The organism is Bacillus sp. BK450, assembly GCF_004364885.1.
GTDB classification, from domain to species: Bacteria; Bacillota; Bacilli; order Bacillales; family Bacillaceae; genus Bacillus; species Bacillus safensis.
In genome coordinates this window covers 188,277-213,655 of sequence record NZ_SOBQ01000004.1, presented here as the reverse complement: position 1 = coordinate 213,655, position 25,379 = coordinate 188,277, and the positions used below count along the sequence as shown (strand labels likewise).

Genomic DNA, 25,379 nt, shown 5'->3' with positions numbered 1-25,379 from the left:
GGACTGCTAATGTGCACCCCTGCCTGATCTAAAGTTTACAAAACGGCTTCTCTATTTTTTTGATTGACGATCTTTTGGATCAGCTGGGCATTTTGGGCTGCACATTCTTTGTTTTTGAACATGTCAGCATGCTGACCATAGCCTTGATAATAACGATAAGCACCGGTCGTCGCTTCTTCCCAATGATCCATCCAGTCTGGTATATCAATTTGCTCTTCTGATTGGATGAAATCAATATCTGCTTGTATCTTTCCTTGATTCACCCCCTTAACAAATGTTTCATAATAGGCCCGCGTTTTTTGAGCAAGCGCTTCTTGAACGAGCTCTTCTTGGGCAAGTTCACTTTGCTTTGATTGATGGACAATCGCTGCGATATCGTCATCAATGGATCGTCCTTCTAAATCACTTTCACCAATTTTCTTATAGGAATCGATCATGATGACCTTTTCCACCGTCCGTCCTGCTTGTTCAAGCGATTGAACGAGCTCAAAGGCCAGATAGCACCCGCCAGAGTAGCCCATCAAAGTCAACGGTCCTTCAGGCTGAAGGTGTTGAATATGCTGAACGTATTGCGTCATGCGTTGATCAGCTTCAATAAAGTCAAAGGCGATCAAACGAACGCTATCAAGCGTTTTGGCAGCTTCCTGATAGATAAAGCCGTAGCCCGGTAATGGCGGAAGAGCAAAGACTGTTGGCGTTTGAGATTCATTGAATACAAGATAGCCGGCAGCTTCGTGATCCTGCTGTTGAATATAACGGCTGATGGCTTCGATTGTCGGCGTCTCAAACAGCAAGTGAATAGGCACCTGAACATCGAATTCCTTCGACACCTTTGATAAAAGCGACATCGCTTTTAAAGAATGTCCGCCAAGCTCAAAGAAATGGTCATCTGTACTGATATCATTTCGTTCAAGTACTTCACGCCACATGACAAGCAGCTTTTGTTCTACCTCATTGGCCGGAAGCTTCACATGGCGGTTTCCTTGAGGCGTCTCCGGCTTTGGCAGCTGACGTTTATCAATCTTACCGTTTGGTGTCAGCGGCATTTTCTCAAGTCTGATCAGCTCATGAGGCTGCATGTAAGCCGGGAGTTTCTCCTTCAGCCCTGACTTGATCACATCAACTTTGTCTTTCCACTCCTCCTCACACGTCATATAAGCGAGCAGTCTTGTATGCTGCGAGCCATGCTGATCCGTCATAAGGGCAGCTTGCTTTACGCCCGGATGCATGAGAAGGTGGGCTTCAATTTCTGTCAGCTCAATTCGGTGGCCGCGAATTTTCACCTGATCGTCCACTCTGCCTGCATACTCAATCAGACCGTCTGCTCGAAAATAAGCCAAATCACCCGTACGATACAGCCTTTCTCCCGCAGCAAATGGATGTGTGATAAAGGCTTCTTTTGTCAGATCAGGACGATTCAAATACCCCTTTGCAAGCCCTTTACCGCTGAGACAAAGTTCTCCGACCATTCCAATCGGCTGAAGCTGTCCGTGCTGGCTCAATATATAAGCACCCGTTTGGTTAATCGGCTTTCCGATTGGAATAGAATGCGCTTCGATTGGAGGAGCTTCATCTACAGGATAATAGGTGGCGAAAACCGTTGATTCAGTTGGGCCGTAGACATTGATGAGTCTGCCTTTCCCCATGACATCAAAGGCTTTTCTCACATGCTGTACAGATGCACGCTCACCTCCGAACAGCACCTTGCGCACACTGCGCATCCAATCGGTTTCTTCATCAATAAGAAGATTAAATAAAGCAGTTGGAACAAACATGACAGAAATGCTTTCTCTTTTAATCAGCTCCGTCAGCTCATGCATATCTAAAATGGTGTCTTTTTTCGGCAGGACAAGCTTTGCTCCGTTTAAAAGTGCACCGTATACATCAAAGGTAAAGCCATCAAATACGCTGTTGGATAGCGACAGTAGTGTATCTGTTTCTGAAATGGTTAAGTAGTTCGTATTTTTGACCACCCGGGCAATATTGGAATGGGTTGTCATGATGCCTTTTGGCTGACCCGTTGTGCCTGATGTATACATGATATATGCCGTATCGTGTAAACCTGCTTCCAGCGGCAGATTCTCTGAGCTCATTAGTGAAATCTCCTGATCATCTGCAAACAGATACGTGCCAGCAAACCCAAGTCCCTTCGCCTGACCAATAAAGGATGAGTGAGTCAGAAGATGCGTCGCTCCGCTGTCTTTAAGCATGTATTGAATGCGGCTTTCTGGATAGTCGGGATCAATTGGCACATAGGCTGCGCCTGCTTTTAAGACAGCAAGCAGACTGACAATGAGTTCAGGCGTTCGATCGGCTAAAATGGCGATGACCGTTTGATGTTCGGCTCCATTTTTTTGCAAATGTCGTGCCAATCGATTGGCTTGTTCATTCAGTTCAGCATATGTCATCGTTTGCTCTTCTGCTGATAGCGCCACTGCATTTGGCTGTTTGCGGACATTATGCTCAAACCATTTCGATAAATACAGCTGGTCATGCTCAAGCTCAGGTGCATTCCATTCCTCAAGAATCAGCTGTTTTTCCTGTTTTGTGACGAATGGGAGTGTATGAACCGATTGATCAGGATGCTTGACCGCCTCATGTATCAATAGGCTGAGCTGTTCCTTTAACTTATGAACAAATTGAGGATCAAACGCTCTTTGGTTAAAGGCCAGCTTCAATAGTAATTCTTCTCCAGGCGATGCGAGCAGATTGAGATCATAGTTTGATTTTTCATAGACATTCATGTCCTCCACCGTGAACCCTAACCGTGCTTCTTGCTCGTCCTTCTTTGCAGCTGGAACATTTTCAAACACAACAATATGATCAATGAGCTGCTGCTGGCCTGTCTTTGCCTGAATATCATAAATCGGAATATATTGGTGCGGCTCGGCAGCAAGAGACTGCTGCTGTGTTTCTGACAGGAGCGCACGAAATGTCATGTGATCTGTCAGCTGAATTCTTCTTGGGATGACATTGATGAACAATCCAACCATCCTGTCAACGCCAGCCAAGTCTGCCGGACGTCCTGACACAACTGTTCCAAACAGCACATCATTTGACCGCTGATATCTGCTCAGCAGAACCGACCAGACTGATTGAAGCGCACTGCTTAACGTTGCATTTTGCTGCAGCGCTAACTCTGATAAAGCGGCCGTTTCTTCTTTGCTCATGGACCACTCAATTTCGCCTAATTCATGTTCATTCGTTTGTTTCCGCTGCTCTTTAAAGGTCGATTGTCCGTCAAACCCTGCTAATGATTGCTGCCAATATTGAAGTGATGCTTGCTTATCTTGTTTTTCCAGCCACTTTATATATTCTTTATATGGTTTGACCGGCTCTAACTTGTAAGGGACGTCATGTAAAAGTGCATGATAAATCGCAAATAACTCCTGCACCACAAGTCCAAAGCACCAGCCATCCAGAAGGATATGATGATAGCTCCATATCCAGCGATAGCTGGCAGGGCCCGTTTGGAAAACAGATGCCCGCATGAGAGAATCCTTCGAGAGGTCAAATCCTCTCAGCTGATCCTGTTGTTTGAATTTCTCTATACGTTCAAGCTGTTCGTCTTCGGAAAGATCTTGCAAGTCCATAACATCAAGTGTAAAAGGACGTTCTTTTAGTACAACTTGGACAGGGCGCTTTACTTTTTCGTGGAGAAACACGGTACGAAAAATATCGTACCGCTCCACGATGATATTCATGCTTTTCTCAAGTAAGTCATAACGCAATGTGCCCTTAACGTTCATATCCATTTGCTCTACATAAAAGCCCTTTTCCTGATGATGGAGGGTATGAAACAGCATTCCTTCTTGCATCGGTGACAGATAATACATGTCTTGAACTTGATCCCTTTTAAATTGACTCATCTATTTCATCCTCCCTTCCTTTTTTATGATTCATCTCGTGTTGTTAAGTCAATTTCTCCTCAAGCATGTCAAAAATGTCGTCCATTTCATCCATTTCAAGGTCAGCCGCAGAGAAGTCACTTGGCGTAAATTCCCGTTCTTGCTGCGCTAAGCAATGGGTGATGATGGATTGAATTTTCCCCTTCAACAATGCCACGAACTGCTGTATCGTCTGTTCTTCATATTCACTTGCACAATAGGAACAAGACAAAATGAATCGATTTTGCTGAACAAGACCACTAAGGTTCAGCTTATAAACAGCTTCCGAATCAGGGCTTGCTTGTCGCCCCATATCATAAGTCGACGGCCCAAAGAGTTCTGTCGTCACTTCCTGATCAATTTGTCCTAGATAGTTCAAGCTGATTTCAGGATGTACATGCTGCCCTGACGGTTCAGCGGCTGTCATGTATTTTAAGATCCCATAGCCGATTCCTTTATTTGGCACACGCCGCAGCATTTCTTTCGTTCCTTTAATAGCATCAGCTATGGTCTGATTCGGCTTCGCTTCAAGAACAACTGGATACATACTCGTAAACCAGCCAATCGTGCGAGAGACATCCAGCCCTGATAAAATATCCTCTCTACCATGACCTTCAAGCTGCACATGTACATAGGACTCACCTGTCCACTCTTGCACAGCAAGACCGAGAGCACATAATAGAATATCGTTCATTTCCGTTGTGTACGGCAGATGAATATCGGTCAAAAGATGCTCAGTTTCTGTTTCTGTCAGCTGCATTTGAACTGATTTGGTTTCGGCAACTTTTCTTTTTGTCACTTCATGATCAACAGGTAATGCGGTTAATGGTTTGCTTTCAATTTCTGCCCAATACTCCTGCTGATTTTTTAATGGCTGTGACTGTGCATAACGTTCAATGGCCTCTGCCCATTCTTTAAAGGAATGAGTTTTCAGCGGCAGGACAAGCATTTGTCCCTGAGCTGCCTGCTGATATAGAGACATAAAGTCCTCTAGTAAAATTCGGCATGAGACACCGTCAATAACTAAATGGTGTGTCACGATGAGTAAATGATCGCCATCTTCTGCATGAAAACAAATCACTTTCATCAATGGACCTGTTTCGAGGTTCAGCTGACGCTGATACTCATTGGCATATGTGGAAATAGCCTTTTTCACGTCGTACTCTTTTGAGACATCATGAGAAATAATCGCCAGCGGTTCCGTGAGCTCCCGCTGGTTGTATTGCAGGATGCCGCCATGTTCCTGCTTGTATACCATACGCAGTGCATCATGATGTAAAAGTAGTTTTTGCATGACTTGTTCTGTAATGGAAAGGTCAAATCCATTTGGTGCATGAAGCATCATCGAGAGATTCCAATGGTGCTGATCGCTGAATGCTCGTTCAAAGAACCAGCGCTGAATCGGTGTTAAAATGACTTCTCCTTCGACAGGTGATTGGTCGGCTGTGAGAAGATCGGCTTCTTCAATATATGGGCGCAGCTCCGCAATTGTTGGGTACTGGAATAGAAGTTTCATATCGAGCTTCCAGCCTGCTTGCGTGAGTCGGCTTGCCATTTGGATGCCTTTAATCGAATCTCCGCCAAGGAAGAAGAAGTGATCGTGGATACCGACTTGGCTGACGCCAAGGACATCTTCCCAAATGCCGCAAAGCAGTGTTTCCACTTCGTCTCTTGGTGCTTCGTATACCGTTTGGTTCGCTTCGATATCAGGAGCTGGCAATGCTTTCAGATCGACTTTTCCATTGGCCGTCATTGGAAAGTGGTCTAGCTTGATGATCCATGATGGCACCATGTATTCTGGTAACGTGCGTTTTAGGCTTTCTTTTAAGTTCTCTGTATCTGTATCGTTCTCCGTAATCACGTAAGCGGCAAGGGCGTCCTGATCACTTGCATCTTTGACCGTGGTCACAACAGCTTCTTTGACCGAATCCAGCGTCAGAAGCTGGGCTTCAATTTCTGACAGCTCAATACGGAAGCCGCGGATGTTGACCTGATGGTCTATTCTGCCGAGATAAATTAGCTCACCATCGTCTGTCCATTTCACTAGATCGCCTGTGCGGTACATGCGCTCACCTGGATAAAATGGATCTGGCACAAATCGTTTGTCGGTTTCTTCTGGGAGATTCCAATAGCCCCTCGCCAGTCCTTTTCCTGCAATCACGAGCTCACCCGGTACGCCTGACGGCGACAGGTCGTATAAAGAACCCATGATGTAAAAACGTGTATTGGCAATCGCTGTTCCTATCGGAATCGTGCCTTTTTCTGGATCGATCATTCCGCTTGTCGCTACGACTGTATTTTCAGTCGGACCGTAGTTATTCACTAGTTTGTATGGGACTGGCTTTACCTGTTTCAGCTTGTCTCCGCCTGTTAGTAAATAACGCAGAGAAAGGTTGTCCATTGACATAAACTGCTCGCATAACTGCGTTGGTAGGAAGGCAATAGTGATCCCTTCTTCATTGAAATACGCATTGAGCTTGATCATATCGAGACGAATCGCTTCATCGATAATGTGCAGCTCTGCGCCGGCGATCCACGTCGGGAACATCTCCCAAATGGAGGCGTCAAAGCCAAAGCCGGCATATTTCGCAGTTCGATCGTCTTTTGTCACTTGGAACGCATCATTGTGCCAGAATGCAAGATTCACAAGGGACTGGTGTTCGACCATGACACCCTTCGGCTGTCCCGTCGTCCCAGAGGTGTAAATCATGTAGGCAAGGTCCGTTGGTTTGATCTGAATCTGAATCTCGTGAGCTTCTCCTTCTACGGCATCTTCTATGAACAGCACATGTCCTGTGAAAGAATTTGGCGCAGTGAGCCCATTTTGCATCAGAAGCACCTCTGCCCCGCAGTCTTCCAGCATGTATGCAATACGCTGCGCTGGATAGTCTGCATCAATTGGAACGAATGCCGCACCTGCCTTGAGGACACCAAGGACAGCGGCTGTCATATCAAGGGACGGACGGGTGAGAATACCGACGCGGTCGCCTGGTTTTGTGCCGTTTGCGATGAGTCTTGAAGCGACTACATTCGCCCGGCTGTTCAGTTCTTTATACGTCCAGCTTGTACCGCAGAAGGTCGCTGCTTTTTGGTGCGGTGCTTCATGTGCCTTAGATTCAATCAGGGCATGAACGGTTTCATCTGACGGGACGTCAAGGTCTGGTCCTGACCATTCATTGATCAGCTCTCGTTTTTCCTCTTCAGTTATGAGAGATAGCGCTGAAATCGGCTGATTCAGCTTCGCCAGCATATCGTCTATGATTTTTTCAATATATCGGCTCCAGCGCTGAATGGTGCTCTTTTTAAACAGGGCCGCTGCATACTCAAAGCGCAAGCCCACTTGGTCATTTTCTTCAAATACACCGAGCGTTATATCAAATTTTGCATGAACGGTATCTTGCTGCTTTTGCGACAGCTTGAGTCCATTCAAATCCGGTAACGTCAGGTCACGTTCATCTGTTGTCAGCATGACACTAAACAATGGATTGCGGCTTGTGTCTTTCGGAAGATCTAGCTGAGCCACCAATTCCTCAAACGGGAATTCTTGATGTTCATAGGCTGATAGGCTGCGATCTTTCATTTTTTCAAGCAGCTGTGCTGTCGTTTCTTCTGGCTGCACTTCGTTTCGAAGAGCCAGTGTATTGACAAACATGCCTGGAACCCGCTCGATTGAAGCATGCGTACGTCCTGCGGTCACAGCGCCTATGACGATATCTGTCTGCCCAGTTAACTTGGAAAGGAAAATGGCAAATGCCGTTTGCATCACCATGTTCAAGCTCACACCTTTTTCCGCCATGAGCGTTTTGATGGACTGCACCTTTTCAGCAGACAACCATCTATCGACTCGGCCCCCTTCAAATGACTGAACATGAGGGCGCGGAAAATCAAGAGGCAGCGCTAAGTCTTCCGGCGGCTGTGCATATTGCTCCAGCCAATACTGCCGCTGTTTCTCAAGCAGCGCCTGCTGCTTTTCTTCCTGCTGCCATACCGCAAAATCCTTGTAATGCAGCTGAATTGGCGGTAACGTCTTTTTCTCATACTGCTCTGCGAGTTCTTGAATGAGCAGGCTGCGTGTGACACCATCTGCAATGATATGGTGCATATCCATCATGAATACATATTTCTCATCAGAAAGCTTCGCCACTTTTGCCCTCATTAATGGAGCTTGATGTAATGAGAATGGTGTAATGAATGACTCGATGACAGACTGCTCCTGATCGCCCTCTATTTCATCAACCTCTAATGTAAACGGCACTTGGCGATAGACTTTTTGAACGGGTACGCCGTCAATTTCTACAAAGGCTGTCCGAAGTGATTCATGTCTGTCGATCAAGGCTTGAAGTGCTGCTTCCAGCTGCTTCACATCAAGGCTGCCTTCCATCATTAAAACGGCTGGCATATGATAAGTGACTGCTTCTGGATGCAGCTGCTGCAGTACATACATACGCTTTTGAGCAGAAGAGACGGGATAGAAATCTTGCTTTTCCGCTGGCTGAATGGATGTCACCACCGAAGAATCTGTTTCTTCCAAGTAGGCTGCCATTGCCCGTATGGTTGGTTTTTCAAAAAGGACTTTGAGTGGCGCATGCTTGTTCAGCTTCGCCTGCACCTTCGAAATGAGCACCATGCCCTTGAGGGAATGACCTCCTAATTCAAAGAAGTGGTCATGAACACCTATTTGTTCAACCCCAAGAACTTCTGACCAAATGTCACACAGCACCCGCTCAAGTTCCGTTTCTGGTGCCACATGCGCCGCATGGTTCATATGCACCTCATGCGGAAGCGGCAGAGACTTCGCATCCACCTTTCCGTTTTGGGTGAGTGGAATGTGATCGACTTTCACAAAGTACGTTGGAATCATATAATCCGGCAGTGTCTCCGCAAGATTTTCTCTAAACGTCAGTGTTCCAATGTGTTCAGGCGCTGTGTAATAGAGTGCAAGCTCCGGCAACCCAGACAGGTGCAGGACTTTTACATAGACTTCTTGAATAGATGCCAGAGCACGTGCGGCATGCTCAATCTCCTGTTTCTCAATGCGATAGCCGCGGATTTTCACTTGATCGTCGACTCGTCCAAGAAACTCAATATCTCCATTTGCATGCTTTCTGACCAAATCCCCTGTGCGATACATTCTCTCTTGAGGATCATATGGATTTTCAAGAAAACGTTCTGCTGTTAATTCAGGCTGATTCAAATATCCTCTCGACACGCCTTCTCCAGATATATAAAGCTCTCCCGGCGCGCCATAAGGGACAAGCCGCTGCTGCTGATTGCATACGAGCGCTCTTGCGTGAGCAATTGGCTGTCCGATCAAAGATCGTTCCTTCAAAGCGTCCAGCTCTTGCGATGTGATCAGCTTGGTCACTGTACCAATGGTTGTCTCAGTCGGACCGTAATGGTTCATGACTGCCACGCATGGATGCTGCATCATAAATGTTTCAACATCCTCAGGGATCACCGGTTCTCCTCCAAGTACCACCAGGCGTAAAGCATTAAATGAATGTTCCTTAGAATCTGCCATCATATGAAATAAGGATGGTGTCATTTTGATATAAGTCAGCTCTTGTTCATCAATCAACCGCATCAGACGTACAGGGTCTGTATACACGTCTTCACGAGGAACATAGAGTGTCCCCCCTGCTTTTAAAACAGGGAAAATGCTTGTGTAACCAAGATCATATGCATAAGAAGAAAGCAGTGCCGTCCGATCACATTCCTGCAATGTCACCTCATTTATCAGCCAGCTGACATAGTGTGATAGATTACGATGCGTGAGCTGTACACCCTTCGGCTTCCCCGTTGTCCCAGATGTGTAAATGACATAAGCAAGCTGATCAACCGATACTTCCGGCAATTCTACTGAGTGGCTTTGATGCACTGCTTGTTCAACCTGCACCACTTGAATCGACTTATGATTTTGATAGGAATCTGCTAGAGACTCATTTGTCACGATGACTTGTGCACCTGAATCCTCTAATGTGTAGCGGATTCGTTCAGCAGGAAAGGCCGGATCAATCGGGACAAACGCTCCTCCTGCTTTCATCACACCAAGCATGGAGACGATGACATAGACAGAGCGGTCAAGGATCAGTGCCACAGTTTGTTCCTTCTCGACTCCTCGTTTCTTAAGCTCACAGCTAAGTGCATATGACATATCCTCAAGCTCGCGGTAGGTGAGTTTTCTTTGATCATCCATGACGGCGATAGCATCCGGTGTTTCCTTCGCCTGACGTGAAAATTGGACATGGAATGGCTCATGACGATTCGTCTGCCCTTCGGTTTTTTTCTCCAGACGCTCTATTTGTTCATGCTGATCCAGTATATGGAGCAAGCCGATCTGTTCCTCTGGATGACGAACCGCCTCCCGAATAATCGCCAGAAGGTGAGTTCCGAACCGGCGGACGGTCTCTTCTTTAAATAAGGCCGCTGCATAGTCAAAGCTCAGCTTTAATGCTCCCTCGCGTTCAAATGCTTCTAAAGATAGATCAAATTTGACCGAGTGATGCTGAATGGCATAAGGCGAAATGTGCAGATCGCCGAGCTTTAGCGCTGGTACCTCCATGTTCTGCATGTTAAATGACACACTAAAAAGCGGGCTCCGAGTTGTATCACGGTCTAATGGAAGATGTGCAATTAACTCTTCGAGCGGATAGCTTTGATGTGCAAAAGCATCAACACTTGTTTCTTTTATTTCTTCAAGCAGCTGTAAAAATGTTTTGGTTTGTTCTGGTTTTCCGCGCATCGCAATGGTGTTGATAAACATCCCCGGCATGTCCTGGATATCAGGGTGTGTCCGTCCAGCAACAGGCGAACCCACAATGATATCTTCCTGCCCGCTATAGGAGGCAAGCAGCACCTGAAAGGCGGATAACAAGAACATATACATGGTCGTATCAGTTTTCTGAAGCAGTTCATGAATGCGCTGAGTCGTTGCTTGATCACAGCCAAACATGAATCGTTCTCCAGTAAAATCACGTTCTGCTGGACGAGGATAATCAGTTGGCAGCTCTAAAACCGGTAAATCTCCTTCAAATTGCTTCAGCCAATACGCTTCATGCTCCTTCTGTTTCTCCGTTTCTTCTTCACTTAGCTGCCAGACAGCGTAATCCTTATAATGAAGGGCTCGTTCAGCAAGAGCTTCTCCATCGTAGGCCTTCGCCAAATCTTGAATGAATGTCTTCATGGAGCTGCCATCTGTAATGAGATGATGTGCTTCTAAGACGAGAAGATGACGGTTCTCACTGACTTTCAGCAGCTGAGCTCGCAAAAGGGGTGCTGCTGTTAAATCAAATGGCGATTGACGTTCAGTAAGAAATGCCTCCGCCTCTTCTTCCTTGATGTCATGAACAGGAAGGTCAAATTCAGTCCATTCATGCACCCTTTGGACAATGTCTTCTCCGTTCATATGAAAGCTCGTTCTTAAGATTTCATGTGTTTGGATTAACTGATTAAATGCTGATTTGAGCCGCTGATATTCGAGTGTACCTTCAAGCGTTAAGACGATCGGAATATGATAATTCGTGCTGTCAGGTTCAAGTGTCTGCAAAATATATAAACGGCGCTGAGCTGGTGATACCGGATATTCGTCCGCCTGCTCTGCTGGCAAAATAGGATGTCCGGTTTCTTCTTGACCATCCTGATCGATGTAAGCCGCTAATGAGCGAATCGTCGGCTTCTCGAAAATCACTTGAATCGGCACTTCCTTTTGAAGCACTTCTTGAACCTTCGCAGACATCATCATCGCCTTGAGCGAGTGCCCGCCAGCCATAAAGAAATGCTCGTCTATCCCAATCGTTTTCCCAAGAAGCTCCTCCCAAATGTCAGCGAGTGCCTTTTCTGTCTCAGTCTCAGGCAGAATGATTTTGATTTCCTCGCGATGCACTTCGTCAGGCTTAGGTAAAGCTTTTCGATCTACCTTCCCGTTCGATGTCAGTGCAAAGGTATCCAGCTTCATCACATGGTGCGGCACCATATAAGCTGGCAGTTTTTGATTGAATACATCTCGTACCTCTTCTTCTGTCAGTGTCCCTGTGAAGTAAGCGATGATTTCCTTTTCATCTGAAGAAAGCTGCTGAACAAGTACAACTGCTTCATCTATGCCCACTTCTTGGTGAAGCACTGATTCAATTTCACCAAGCTCAATACGGAAACCACGAATTTTCACCTGATCATCGGCACGGCCGAGGAATTCAATCTGACCATCTGCACCATATCTAGCCAAGTCCCCTGTTCGATACATCCGTCCTGACGGCTTAAAAGGATCTGCCATGAATACTTGATCAGTCAAATCTGGACGTTTGATGTAGCCTCTTGAAACACCATCTCCGCCAACATACAGCTCTCCCGGTGCTCCAATTGGCTGCAGTCTTTGATAGTCATCTAAAATATAAGCTGACGTATGATTGATCGGCTGACCAATTGGGATCGGGCCCATTTCATCTCCTCTTACTTCGTAAATGGTCGAGATGGTTGTATTTTCAGTTGGGCCATAGACATTCAGCAAGGTAAGTGCTGGATGATGCTTTTTCACAAGCTCCGCACTTTTCACATTGATCACATCACCGCCCGTGAATAATGTTTTTAACCCTTTGAACATTTGCGGCCGCTGCTGAGCGAGCTGATTAAATAAACCAGTCGTTAAAAAGAGCGCTGTGATCTGATGTGTTTGGATAAATTGTTCAAATCGGTGAATATCCAACAAAGTATCACGGTCAACAGGATAAAGCGTCGCCCCATTCAGAAGCGTAGTGAAGATTTCAAGGGTAATCGCATCAAAGCTGACAGCTCCTGTATGCGCCATACGATCCGACGTGTTCAATCCTATTTTCTCCTGAGAGCATGCTAACCTCACAATATGCTGATGCTCAATTTGAACTCCTTTTGGCCGTCCAGTTGATCCCGAAGTGAACATGATATATGCCAATTGAGATGGAGACGTCTCGACTGATAACTCCGCTTGTGAGTGATGAGACATGCCGGTCACATGAACAGCTTTGATGCTTTCATCAACTGGCGGCTGGCTGTCAGCATAGAGCAAAACGGATACGCCGCTGTCTTCAAGCATCCAACGGATTCTCTCCTCAGGCTGAGCTGGATCAATCGGTACATAAGCAGCCCCTGCATGTAAAATGGCTAAAATAGAGATCACCGCATCTGCTGATCGGTTCATATATACCGCGACAGCATCCCCCCGCTGAACGCCGTTTTCTACAAGACTGCTCGCTAAACGACGGATTTCCTGTCCAAGCTCTTCGTATGTGAATGTTCGCTCGCCTTCGACTAATGCCGGATGGTCAGGCTGCGCCTTGATACGTTCATCGAGCAGCTCAGGAATGGACAGATGCTTCGGATAATCTCGCTCCGTCTGGTTCCATGCTTCAATCTGCTGCTTTTCTTCTTCTGTGATACATGTTACTTCATGAAGACGTATGTCAGGATTGTGAATGATTTGCTTCATGAGGTTGGTCAGATGTTTGGATATGTTTTCAATGACCTTTTCTTCAAAAGCCATCGCATTGTATTTGAATTTCAATGTCCACGTTTCACCAGGATAGACAAGGACATTGAGATCGAAATTCGTTTGTTCAAATCCGTCCTTTACATCAATGGCAAAACCGAGACGTGCAGACATGGTGTCACCAGACAGCTCCTGATCTAAAGGATAGTTTTCAAACCCAACCAAATGATCAAAGAGCTTTCCTCCAGCAGCTGTTTTCTGCTGAATGTCATAAAGCGGCATAAAATCATAGTTTTCCGCTTCCAATGCATGCTGCTGAACCGTTTGAAACAGCTGTTTAAAGGTCTGCTCCTGATCTAATGTCACCCGAACAGGTATCGTATTGATAAACAGCCCTGCCATCCGCTCAATCCCAGACACACTTGGAGGTCTGCCTGATACGACTGTTCCGAATGTGACATCATCTGCTGCATGATAGGTGCCTAAAAGAACGGACCAGACAGCCTGAAAAAGGTTCGGTGCTGTCACTTGGCATTGTCTTGCCGCATCTTGAATGGCTTGTACGGTTTGAGCGTCCCATGTAAACGTCCATTCCTGATGGTCATATTGTCCGTTCGCTTCTTTTTGCTGCAGCAGCCCTTGGTGCTGAACAGCACCATCCAGCCGCTCCGTCCAATAGTCTTCCGCTTCTTGTTTGTTTTGCTTTCCAAGCCACTGGATATAGTCCGCATAAGGCTTACCTTGTGAGCGATCCGGCGTTCGGCCGTTCCGATAAGATTCATAGTAATGAAACAGTTTTTTCATTAAAACACCCATGGACCAACCATCCATAATAATGTGATGGTTGCTCCAAATCAGGTGCCAGTTTGTTTCATTTAATTGAAAAACAGCGACTTTTAACAACAGATCATTCGTTAAGTGAAATCCTTGCTTTCTCACTTGCTTTTTATATTGATCCAATACCTTTTTTTGCTCTTGATGATTCAGATGAGATAGATCCTCTCTATACACATCTAAATGACGTTCAGCCAGTACAACCTGACGAGGCTTTTGTAATTGCTGATAAACAAAGGCTGTACGCAGAATGTCATATGTCCGTACAAGTTCATTGAGACTCTTGTCAAAAAGATCGAGATCAAAATCTCCGCTTATTCCAAGCTCAAGCTGTGTGAAATAAGAGGAGGAATTAGGGTCTAGCATGGCATGATACAGCATGCCCTCTTGCATTGGTGTTAAAGGATATACCTTTTGAATTTTCTGCTTGCTCATAAGTCCACCTCTTCGTTTTGCTTAAAATAGGTCCATTAGCTTTTCAAGTTCATCCATGGTGAGATCCTCATCCCCCACATCACTAGGTGTGATTTGACTCTCATCCTGTGATCGACAATGTGAGATTAATGCCTTCACATTCTTTTCTAAGAGTTCCTTGAACTGTTCGATCGTACGTTCTTCGAATTCAAGGTGATGATAGGAAATCGTCACATGGAGCATGGCTTGTTCTACGAAACCAACAATATCCAGCGCATGAGGTTTCTCAGATTCAGGGCTCAGCGATTGTCCTGCATGCCAAGGAGAACGCCTCAATTCACCGCCGCCGATCTGTTCATCAAATTGACCAAGATAGTTAAAGCTGATATCTGGTGTGACTTGAAAATCGATATCGTCCTTCATCTTGTCAGGCGTTAAGTATTTTAAAACGCCATAGCCGATGCCCTTGTTCGGAATGTGTCTGAGTTCCTCTTTTAAATACTTGATCTGATAAGAAAGATCGTCTGCATGCGACATATCCAATAACACAGGATACATACTAGTAAACCAGCCGATGGTCCGTGATACATTGACCGCAGGAAGGATGTCCTCTCTCCCGTGTCCTTCAAGATGAATAAAGTGCCTGTCTTCACCTGTCCACTCTTTCATGGACAACCCTAATGCCGTCAGCAAAATATCATTGATTTCTGTTTGATAGGCTTCATGTACATCCGTTAGCAGACTGCGTGTTTCCTCTTCAGACAATGCAAAACGAATGGTCTGTGTATGAAGCATTCGTTGATCCTCCGTGACATGGTCCTTTTGAAGCGGAGGAACGGAATGCGCAAGCACCTTTTTCCAATAATCTCTTTCCGACAGCAGCTCATCTGACACAGCGTATTCAGTCAGCTTCTGGGCATATTCTTGGAAGGAGTGTGTTTTTTCAGGAAGGGTAAGAGTTTCCCCGCGCTTCGACTGTTCATAAAGAGCCATGAAATCTTCAAGGAAAATGCGCCATGACACACCATCAATCACAAGATGGTGTACAGCCAGCAATAAATGATCCCCTTGATCCGTTCGGAAAATGGCAGGTCTCACTAAAGGCCCGTCTGCTAGCGATATACTCCCCTGCACTTCATTTGCCAGCTTTTCTACCTGCTGAATTTGCTGTGACAGCTCTCCTTTTACTTCCACCACATCAATTGCCACATTATTTTCCTCGATTCCTCGATGACGTTGGATGACGCGCCCTTCTTCGAGCGGATACACCATTCGCAAGGCATCATGATGAATCATGAGCTGTTCCAGTACTTGCTGAACGTTTTTCTCATTTAAACCATTTGGCGCATGAAGCATCATCGATTGGTTCCAGTGATGCTGATTCGTAAAGTTTCGTTCAAAGAACCAGCGCTGAATTGGTGTTAAAATGACTTCTCCTTTGACAGGTGATTGGTCTGCTGTGAGAAGATCGGCTTCTTCAATATATGGGCGAAGCTCCGCAATGGTCGGATACTGGAATAGAAGTTTCATATCGAGCTTCCAGCCTGCTTGCGTGAGTCGGCTTGCCATTTGGATACCTTTAATCGAATCTCCGCCAAGGAAGAAGAAGTGATCGTGAATGCCGACTTGGCTGACGCCAAGGACATCTTCCCAAATGCCGCAAAGCAGCGTTTCCACTTCGTCTCTTGGTGCTTCGTATACCGTTTGGTTCGCTTCGATATCAGGAGCTGGCAATGCTTTTAGATCGACCTTTCCATTTGCCGTCATTGGAAATTGGTCTAGTTTTATGATCCATGATGGCACCATGTATTCTGGTAACGTGCGTTTTAGGCTTTCTTTTAGGTTCTCTGTATCGCTCTCCGTAATCACGTAAGCGGCAAGGGCGTCTTGATCACTCGCATCTTTGACCGTTGTCACGACGGCTTCTTTGACCGAATCCAGCGTCAGAAGCTGGGCTTCAATTTCTGACAGCTCAATACGGAAGCCGCGGATGTTGACCTGATGGTCTATTCTGCCGAGATAAATTAGCTCACCATCGTCTGTCCATTTCACTAGATCGCCTGTGCGGTACATGCGCTCACCTGGATAAAATGGATCTGGCACAAATCGTTTGTCGGTTTCTTCTGGGAGATTCCAATAGCCCCTCGCCAGTCCTTTTCCTGCAATCACGAGCTCACCCGGTACGCTTGGGGGCGACAGGTCGTATAACGAACCCATGATGTAAAAACGTGTATTGGCAATCGCTGTTCCAATCGGAATCGTGCCTTGTTCTGGATCGATCATTCCGCTTGTCGCTACGACTGTATTTTCAGTTGGACCGTAGTTATTGACGAGTTTGTATGGAACAGGCTTCACTTGTTTCAGCTTGTCTCCGCCTGTTAGTAAATAGCGTAAAGAATGGTTGTCCATTGACATAAACTGCTCACATAACTGCGTTGGCAGGAAGGCAATGGTGATGTCTTCTTCATTGAAATACGCATTGAGCTTGATCATATCGAGACGAATCGCTTCGTCGATAATGTGCAGCTCTGCGCCGGCGATCCACGTTGGGAACATCTCCCAAATGGAGGCGTCAAAGCCAAAACCGGCATATTTCGCAGTTCGATCGTCTTTCGTCACTTGGAACGCATCATTGTGCCAGAACGCAAGATTCACAAGGGACTGGTGCTCGACCATGACACCCTTCGGCTTTCCTGTCGTCCCCGATGTGTAAATCATATAGGCGAGATCTGTTGGTTTCACATGAACCTGAATCTCGTGAGCTTCTCCTTCTACCGCATCTTCTATGAACAGGACATGCCCTGTGAATGAAGGTGGTGCAGTGAGTCCTTTTTGCATCAGAAATACCTCTGCCCCGCAGTCTTCCAGCATGTACGCAATACGCTGCGCCGGATAATCCGCATCAATTGGAACGAATGCCGCACCTGCCTTAAGAACGCCAAGAACAGCTGCCGTCATATCAAGGGACGGACGAGTGAGAATACCGACGCGGTCGCCTGTTTTTGTGCCGTTTGCGATGAGTCTTGAAGCAACTACATTCGCCCGATGGTTCAGTTTTTCATAAGTCCAGCTCGTTCCGCAGAAGGTTGCTGCTTTTTGATGAGGTGATTCTTGTGCCTTAGCTTCAATCAAGGCATGAACGGTTTGATCTGACGGGACGTCTAGAACAGGACCTGACCATTCGTTCATCTGTTTTTGCTGCTGCTGCGGTGACAATAATTGCATTTGATCTAACGATTGATCTGGCGCTGACACCATTTGTTCCAGCAAATGAAGGAAATATTCTTTCCACTTTTCAATTGACGTCTTTTGAAAGATAGAACAATTAAAATCAAACACGAGCTCAATTTGATCTGCGGATTCGTTTCCAGTTAAGGTCAAATCAAATTTGGCAATATTCTCTTCGAATGGCTGTGGAACAATGTGAAGCCCATCCATTGATAAATCACGAATATCCGCATTTTCCATTGAGAATACCACGTCAAAAATTGGATGACGGCTTGTGTCGCGAACCGTTTGCACCTGATCTACCAATTCTTCAAATGGGTACAGCTGATGCTCATTTGCCTCTAACACAAGCTGATGAACATTTGACGCAAATTCAGCAGCTGTCTGATGTCCTGATGGCCTTGTTCTAAGTGCCAGCGTGTTCACAAACATGCCGATCACAGATTGAATATCAGGATGGGTTCTGCCAACAACCGGAGAACCAATGATGATATCTTCTTGTCTTGAAAGCTTGCTCAAAAGAATACTGTAGCCAGCAAGCAGGACTGTATAGGTCGTACTGTTGAGCGTTCTAACGAGTTCGTCCAATTTCGCTTTAAGCGAACCTTCGATTGTAAATGAGACACGATCTCCTGCGAATGTTTGCACTTTTGGCCTTGGCAGATCTTCTGGCAGTGCCAGTACAGGCAGCTCCCCTTGTAATTGATCCAGCCAGAAAGCCTCTTCAGTTGCTTTTTGCGCAGCAGATGCCTCACTTTTTGACCAAACTGCATAATCCTTATATTGAACAGGTAATTCCTCTAGTTTGTCTCCTCGATACAGGGCTGATAGCTCCTCAATTAAAATGCCAACAGACGCACCATCTGAAATGATATGATGCATATCAATCAGTAAATAATGGACATTTACGGAGACGGAAACCAGCCCTATTCTGAGTAAAGGCGCTTTTTCTACATCAAATGGCCTGATAAAGTCATTCATTAATTCCTGTATGTCTCGGCCGTTCTGTTCAATTTTTTCAATGTCTACAGAGACATGTGTTTCAATCCGTTGAACAGGTTCATTCTCAACAAAATCAAAGCTCGTTCGGAAAGCTTCATGACGTTGGACTAGCTGATCAATTGCCTTTTCAAATCGTTTTTCATCAAAGGTGCCTTCTAGCTTTAAGGCAGCCGGCATATGATAGCTTTGCTCCGCATCAGTCATTTTCTCCAAAACAAACAGTCTTTTCTGAGCAGATGTCACTGGATAATAGGACGCCTCTTTGGCAACTTCTACTCGCTTGATCTCCGTTTGATCCGCTTGATCAACCGCAAGGGCGAACGCTTCTAATGTTGGGGATTCAAATAAAGACTTCAAAGTGAGCTCCACCTGCATCTCCTCATATAGCCTGTTCAGCATTTTCATGCCGCGCAGCGAATGGCCCCCGCATTCAAAGAAATGATCGTGCCTGCCGATTCGCGGCACTTCAAGAACTTCCGCCCAAATGTTCGCCAGCAGACGCTCTGTTTCTGTTTGAGGAGAGGTGTATTCATTTGCCCCCTGCTCACTGAGATCAGGTGCCGGCAGCGCCCGCCTATCGACCTTGCCATTATTCGTCAAAGGAAGCTCTTCTAATTGCATGAAAAATGCCGGCATCATATATACAGGCAGTTCACGCCCTGCTTGCTCGCGCAAATCAGATAATGAAACAGATCCTTCTGCTGTGAAATACGCACATAAGGTGTCATTGGAAGCAGCAATGACGACAGCTTCCTTCACCTGAGGATGCTGCAGCAGCTGGTGTTCAATTTCCCCAAGCTCGATACGCTGTCCGCGAATCTTCACTTGATGATCGATGCGTCCAATGAATTCAATATCTCCATTCGGCAGCCAGCGTGCAAGATCGCCCGTTTTATACATGGCCTCTCCAGGACGGAAAGGATTTTTGACAAACTTTTCGCTTGTTAGTTCTGGCTGCTTATAATATCCTTTCACCAGTCCATCACCAGCGACACATAACTCTCCCGCCACACCCGGCGGCTGGACATGTCCAAACTCATCTACAATATAAACAGCCGTTTGACTCACTGGCTTTCCAATTGGGATGGATAACGCCTGCTTCTCAATATGATTCACAGGATAATATGTGGTGAAAATTGTGCTCTCAGAAGGTCCGTACATATGAACAAGCTTGTCTTTCCCAACTGTCTCAAGTGCAGTCACTACATGAGGCACAGAAGCACGTTCTCCGCCAAACAGCACTTTTCTTACGTTTTTCAGGCTGTCTTTTTTCATATCGATGAGTAAGTGAAAAAGAGCTGTTGTGATCATTAAAATACTGACTTTTTCCTTCTCAATCGCTCCAGAAAGCTCATTCATGTTTAAAATATGATCCTTTGGCAGAACAATGAGTTTCGCTCCGTTTAATAATGCACCAAACACATCAAACATAAAGGCATCAAATACATAGTTTGAGAGGCTCATCACCGTGTCTTCAGGATGAATGGTGAGATAATTCGATTGCTTCACCGTTCTCAAAATGTTCCGGTGTGACACCATATTTCCTTTAGGCTTACCGGTTGTACCTGATGTATAGGTCAAATTCGCCAAGTCCTCAGGTAGAATATGAGCATCTATAGGGCTGTCTGACTGCTGAGTAATCACTTGATCTTCTGTTTCTATGATGGTTCCCTCAAATGCAGTGAGCACCGAGCGATGGCGCAGCACTTGATGTGTCAGTAAGAATTGTGCACCGCTGTCTGTTAAAAAGTGCTTCACGCGCTCATCAGGGAAATCGGGGTCAATTGGTACATAGACACCGCCAGCCTTAAGCACAGCTAAAACAGAGAGCACCATTTCATTGGAACGTTCAAAGAATAAGGCCGCTTTCATCCCTTTTTCAAAACCATTTTCAAGCAAATAATGAGCAAGCTGATTCACTCGGTCACTTAGCTCTTGATAAGAAAGAACCACATCTTCACATTGCAATGCAGGCTGATGACCATGCTGCTGCACCTGTTTTTCAAACTGCGTCACAATGGTTTCTTCTGCTGGATAAGGCGAAGGTAACGGATTCCACCTATTTAACTGAGCTTCTGCTTCTTGTTCAGACAGTAATCGATAGGATTGAATAGCTTCCTGCGGCGCTTGAACCATCTGCTCCAGCAGATAAACATAATGTTTCATCATCTGCTCTGCCGTACTTCGTTTAAATAGCGCCGTACTGTAATCAAGTACAAAGGATAAACCTTGATCGGACTCCATCGCTTGCAGTGTTAAATCAAATTTCGCAATATGGAAATTGGTTTCTTCAACCTCGACCAGCATGTCTCCAATATGCTGGGCTGCTCCATGATCCGGCGCGAGTGTAAAGACGGTGTCAAACAATGGATGACGGCTAAAATCTCTTGGCACATTCAGCTTTTCAAGCAGCCGTTCAAACGGGTATTGCTGATGCTCAAATGCCTGCATTGTCTTTTTCTTTACTTGCTCAATCAGCTGAGACATGGTTCCATTCGGATCTACCTCAGACCGCAAAGCAAGTGTCTGGACAAACATACCGATCATGTCATTCAAATCTGTATGCACACGCCCTGCCGCCGGTGTTCCGACCACGAATTCCTTTTGACCTGTATATTTGGCAAGCAATGTATAGTAAGCAGAAAGCAAGACCGTATACAGTGTCGTGTGATGGTTTGCTGCAAGCTCCTGTAATTGATTCTTTAACGCTTCATCTATTTCTTTGATGACACGATCACCTGCGAAAGACTGGACAGCTGGACGCTGATAATCGGTCAGCAGCTGTAAAGCCGGAATATCGCCCGAAAATTCTTGCAGCCAAAATGCCTCTTCTTTTTGAAAGCCTTGGTGCTGTTGCCAAACAGCATAATCTTGATATTGAAGCTTCAATGGTGCTTTAACCGATCCCTCGTAAGCATCTGACAGCTCACGCAGCATCAAATCGATCGAAAGACCATCTGAAATCAAATGATGCATATCGAAAAAGAGCAAATGCTCCTGATCATGCAATGACTGCAAACCAATTCGAAGAAGCGGCGCACACTCAAGATCAAAAGGTCTGACAAATTGCTGCATGTTTTCTTCCATCGTACCGCCTGTCAGCTGTTCTATTTGAAAGGACACTGATGAAACGATCCGCTGACGAGGAACACCTTTTATCGTATGAAAAGAAGTACGCAGCATATCGTGACGTGAGATCAGCCTGTCAAAGGCTTCAGTCAGCTTCTCAAGCTGCAGAGTTCCTTTTAACCTCACAACAGCAGGCATATGATATACAGTGCTTTGCTCCAATTGACTCACCATATAGACGCGCTGCTGTGGAGGCGACAATGGATAATGATCAGCAGCCGGCGCTTTTGGTATCACCGTTTCAAAAGACCTTTCTGCTTGCTCAATATAAGCAGCTAGAGCAGCAATTGTCTGCTGTTCAAATAAAATGGAGAGCGGCACCTCCACTTCAAAGTCTCGCTGAACCTTGGTAAGTACGGTCATCGCTTTGAGCGAATGCCCGCCTCGATCGAAGAAAGAATCATATACACCGATCTTCTCTTGATCTAGAATGTCTTCCCACAAATGAACAAGCTTCGTTTCTATATCGTTTCTAGGTGCCGTATAAACAGCATGTACCGCTCTATCACCTTTTAACGCAGCAAGTGCACGACGGTCGACTTTGCCGCTGACTGTGAGTGGAAAAGCATCGAGCTCTTTGAAATAAAGAGGCATCATGTACGCTGGAAGCTGATGTTTGATAGCCGCTTGCAGCATGTCAACAGACACACCTTCATGACGAGCTTGATAATAAGCACTTAACGCCTTTTCTCCATCCGCTTCGTCAACCACTAGCACGATAGCCTTATCAACTCCATCTACCTGCTCCATCACAGCTTCAATCTCGCCTGTTTCTATCCGGTAACCCCTTATTTTCACTTGATCGTCCATTCTGCCAAGATAATCAATCGTGCCATCCGGAAGCCATCTGACTAGATCCCCCGTTCGATACATCCGCTCATGTGGAGAAAACGGGTCTGCTGTGAATACCTTCTCCGTCAATTCAGGCTGATTCACATAGCCTCGCCCAACACCTATACCGGCAATGCACAGTTCTCCTGCTGCCCCATGCAGCTGTAATTGATCATGTTCATTTAAAATATAAATACGATGATGACCAAGCGGTTTTCCAATCGACACATAGCGCTGTTCAGTTGATTCGCTCAGCTCACTGAGATTCAGGCGATGAACCGCCGCATCCACACACGTCTCAGTTGGACCATACACATTCCACAGAGTAAAATCAGGCTGACTCATACGAACTGCTTCAATGAGTGAACGTGCTGCTTTCGCAGGCAGCGCTTCTCCCCCAATCAACATGTGCGTCAATGACAGCCCGTCCAAATCCGCAGCAAGTAAAAGCTGCACATGCGCCGGTGTTCCATCTGCCGCTTCAATTTGATGTTTTCTGTAATAAGCCGCTAGCTGCATGCCATTTCTCGTCGTTTCTCGCGGGATGATATGAAGCGTATGTCCAAATAAAAGAGCAGCAAAGATTTGTTTGACTGATGCATCGAAATGGAATGGGGCTAGAAGCGCCATTTGTAGCTCATTCGCCCCTTGATACATCTCATGATGCAAAGCATGGACCAAATGATGAAGCTGAAGATGCTCAATCATGACGCCCTTCGGCTTTCCAGTTGTACCCGATGTATAAATCATGTAGGCTAAATCCTCCGGCGCCGTCTGATCTACAAGCTCAGGCAGCCGTCCATCATCTAATAATATTTGCTGCAGCACGATCAATTTTTCCGAGAGGGCTGGGTACTCTTGAATGAACGATTCCTCTGTTAACACAATAGAAGCACCTGAATCCTCCACAATAAATTGAATGCGCTCCTCAGGTAATGCCGGATCAATTGGTACATATGCCCCGCCAGCCTTTAGTATGCCGAAGACTGCTGCCATGGCATCTGTCTTCCGCTCCATCAAAACAGCAACAGGCACATCACGTGAGATACCTTTCATTTGTAAAAAACGTGCCAGCTTTTCTGCCTGTTGTTGCAGCTCTCCATAAGTAATTGTTCCATTTTCTGCTACAACGGCTGTCCGGTCTGCATATTTGTTGGCTGTCTCATCAAACATGTGATGAACCGGTTTTGCTGCTGGCCTTTCAAACGATTCTCCTTCAGATAATTGCAGCAGCTCCTTTTGTTCACCTGCTGAAAGTAAAGGCAGTGTCCCGATCAGCTGATCAGGCTGAGAGACGGCCGCTTCTAGTAATATCAAGAATCGATCAAACATCTTACTCATTTCTTCTTCTGTGAATACATCTGTACGGTAATCCAAATCAATGGTCAATGTATCAGTATCCCAGCGGTCTTTCACATGTATTGAAATATCATTCATTCCGCTCCCGCTAAAAATCGGTTCAGTAATGAACGACAGATTCTCTTTTTTCTGCCACTGCATCACCTGATACTCTAAAGAAATATCAAAAAGGCGTCCTGTAAACCCTTCTCTTTCCCGCAAATCATTCATGAGCAAATTGTAAGGGTACTTTTGGTGTCGCAAGATCTTCATTTGATCCGCCATGACCTGCTTGACGAAATCAAGAAACGATTGCGACCCTTGAACAGATGCACGCATTGGAATCGTAGATACAAACATCCCAATCATCTTTTTTTCTTTGGCATTCGTCCGGTTGCCCATAAAGGTTCCAAGAACGACATCCTCCATACCGCTAAAGCGATGTAAGTAAATATAGACAGTGGACATAAACATCGAAAGCATACTGACTTTCTGTTCTTCACAAAAAACACGAAGCTTCTCCTTTAAAGAATCTGGAACATCCCCTGAAAATCGCTCCGCATGCAAACTCATCTCGTATCCCTTATGCGGTTTTAAAGATGCGAAGTCTGGAATATGAGCAAATTGCTCATTCCAAAAAGCTTGGTCTTTTTGAAAACGTTTAGAAGATTCATAGGTCTGCTCACTCATGATGTGATCAACGAAGGAAATCTCCTCAACTGGCGAGATGTCTACTCCTTGCAGCATGTCATGATATAAATCAATAATGCGATTTCCCATTAAAATGATGGAAATACCATCCGCGACAATATGATGTGCTTTACAGAACAGCCAGCACTCTTGATCACTGATTTGAAACACCGTAAATTCAATCAAAGGGCTGTCAATCAATGGCATCGGCTCACGAATCTGCTCGTTTGCCCAAACCCTTACTTTCTCTTCACTCCAGCCCTTTTCCATGCGAATCGGCTGTTTTTCATAAGGTTTGATATATTGAACAGGCTCCTCCTCTTCATCTCGATACACGAGCCTCAGCCGAAGAGAGTCAGTTTGTCGAATGTACGCTTGAAGCACATCGACGACCAAAGAAGGATCGAGACCAGATGCTGATCTCAACCTGGCGAATCCACCCAAATTAGAAATACTTGTACCTGGATAAAATCTTTCCGTGTAGAATACTCGCTTTTGCGCATGTGTTAAGGGGTAATAAACTGTATTCATTCTCATCCTCCGCCTCTTCTATGTTTTCTCCACCAATT

Annotated in this window: 3 protein-coding genes; all 3 read right to left on the bottom strand. The window is 45.7% G+C overall.

Annotated elements, in window-relative coordinates:
* Nucleotides 1-35: 35 nt before the first annotated feature.
* The 3 genes from EV579_RS15200 to EV579_RS15190 are packed head-to-tail and all read right to left on the bottom strand — an operon-like array spanning nucleotide 36 to nucleotide 25,341.
* Entirely contained in the window at nucleotides 36-3,869 is a 3,834-nt protein-coding gene (locus tag EV579_RS15200) for a non-ribosomal peptide synthetase (protein ID WP_133744743.1), read from the bottom strand.
* A 43-nt stretch (nucleotides 3,870-3,912) separates the two neighbouring features.
* Nucleotides 3,913-14,613 carry a non-ribosomal peptide synthetase gene (locus tag EV579_RS15195; RefSeq protein ID WP_133744742.1) on the bottom strand — a complete coding sequence of 3,567 codons (10,701 nt, stop codon included), beginning with the start codon at nucleotides 14,611-14,613 and terminating at the stop codon, nucleotides 3,913-3,915.
* A 21-nt stretch (nucleotides 14,614-14,634) separates the two neighbouring features.
* Nucleotides 14,635-25,341 (bottom strand): non-ribosomal peptide synthetase, encoded by a 10,707-nt coding sequence (locus EV579_RS15190; protein ID WP_166644704.1) that lies wholly within the window; start codon nucleotides 25,339-25,341, stop codon nucleotides 14,635-14,637.
* Nucleotides 25,342-25,379: the final 38 nt, after the last annotated feature.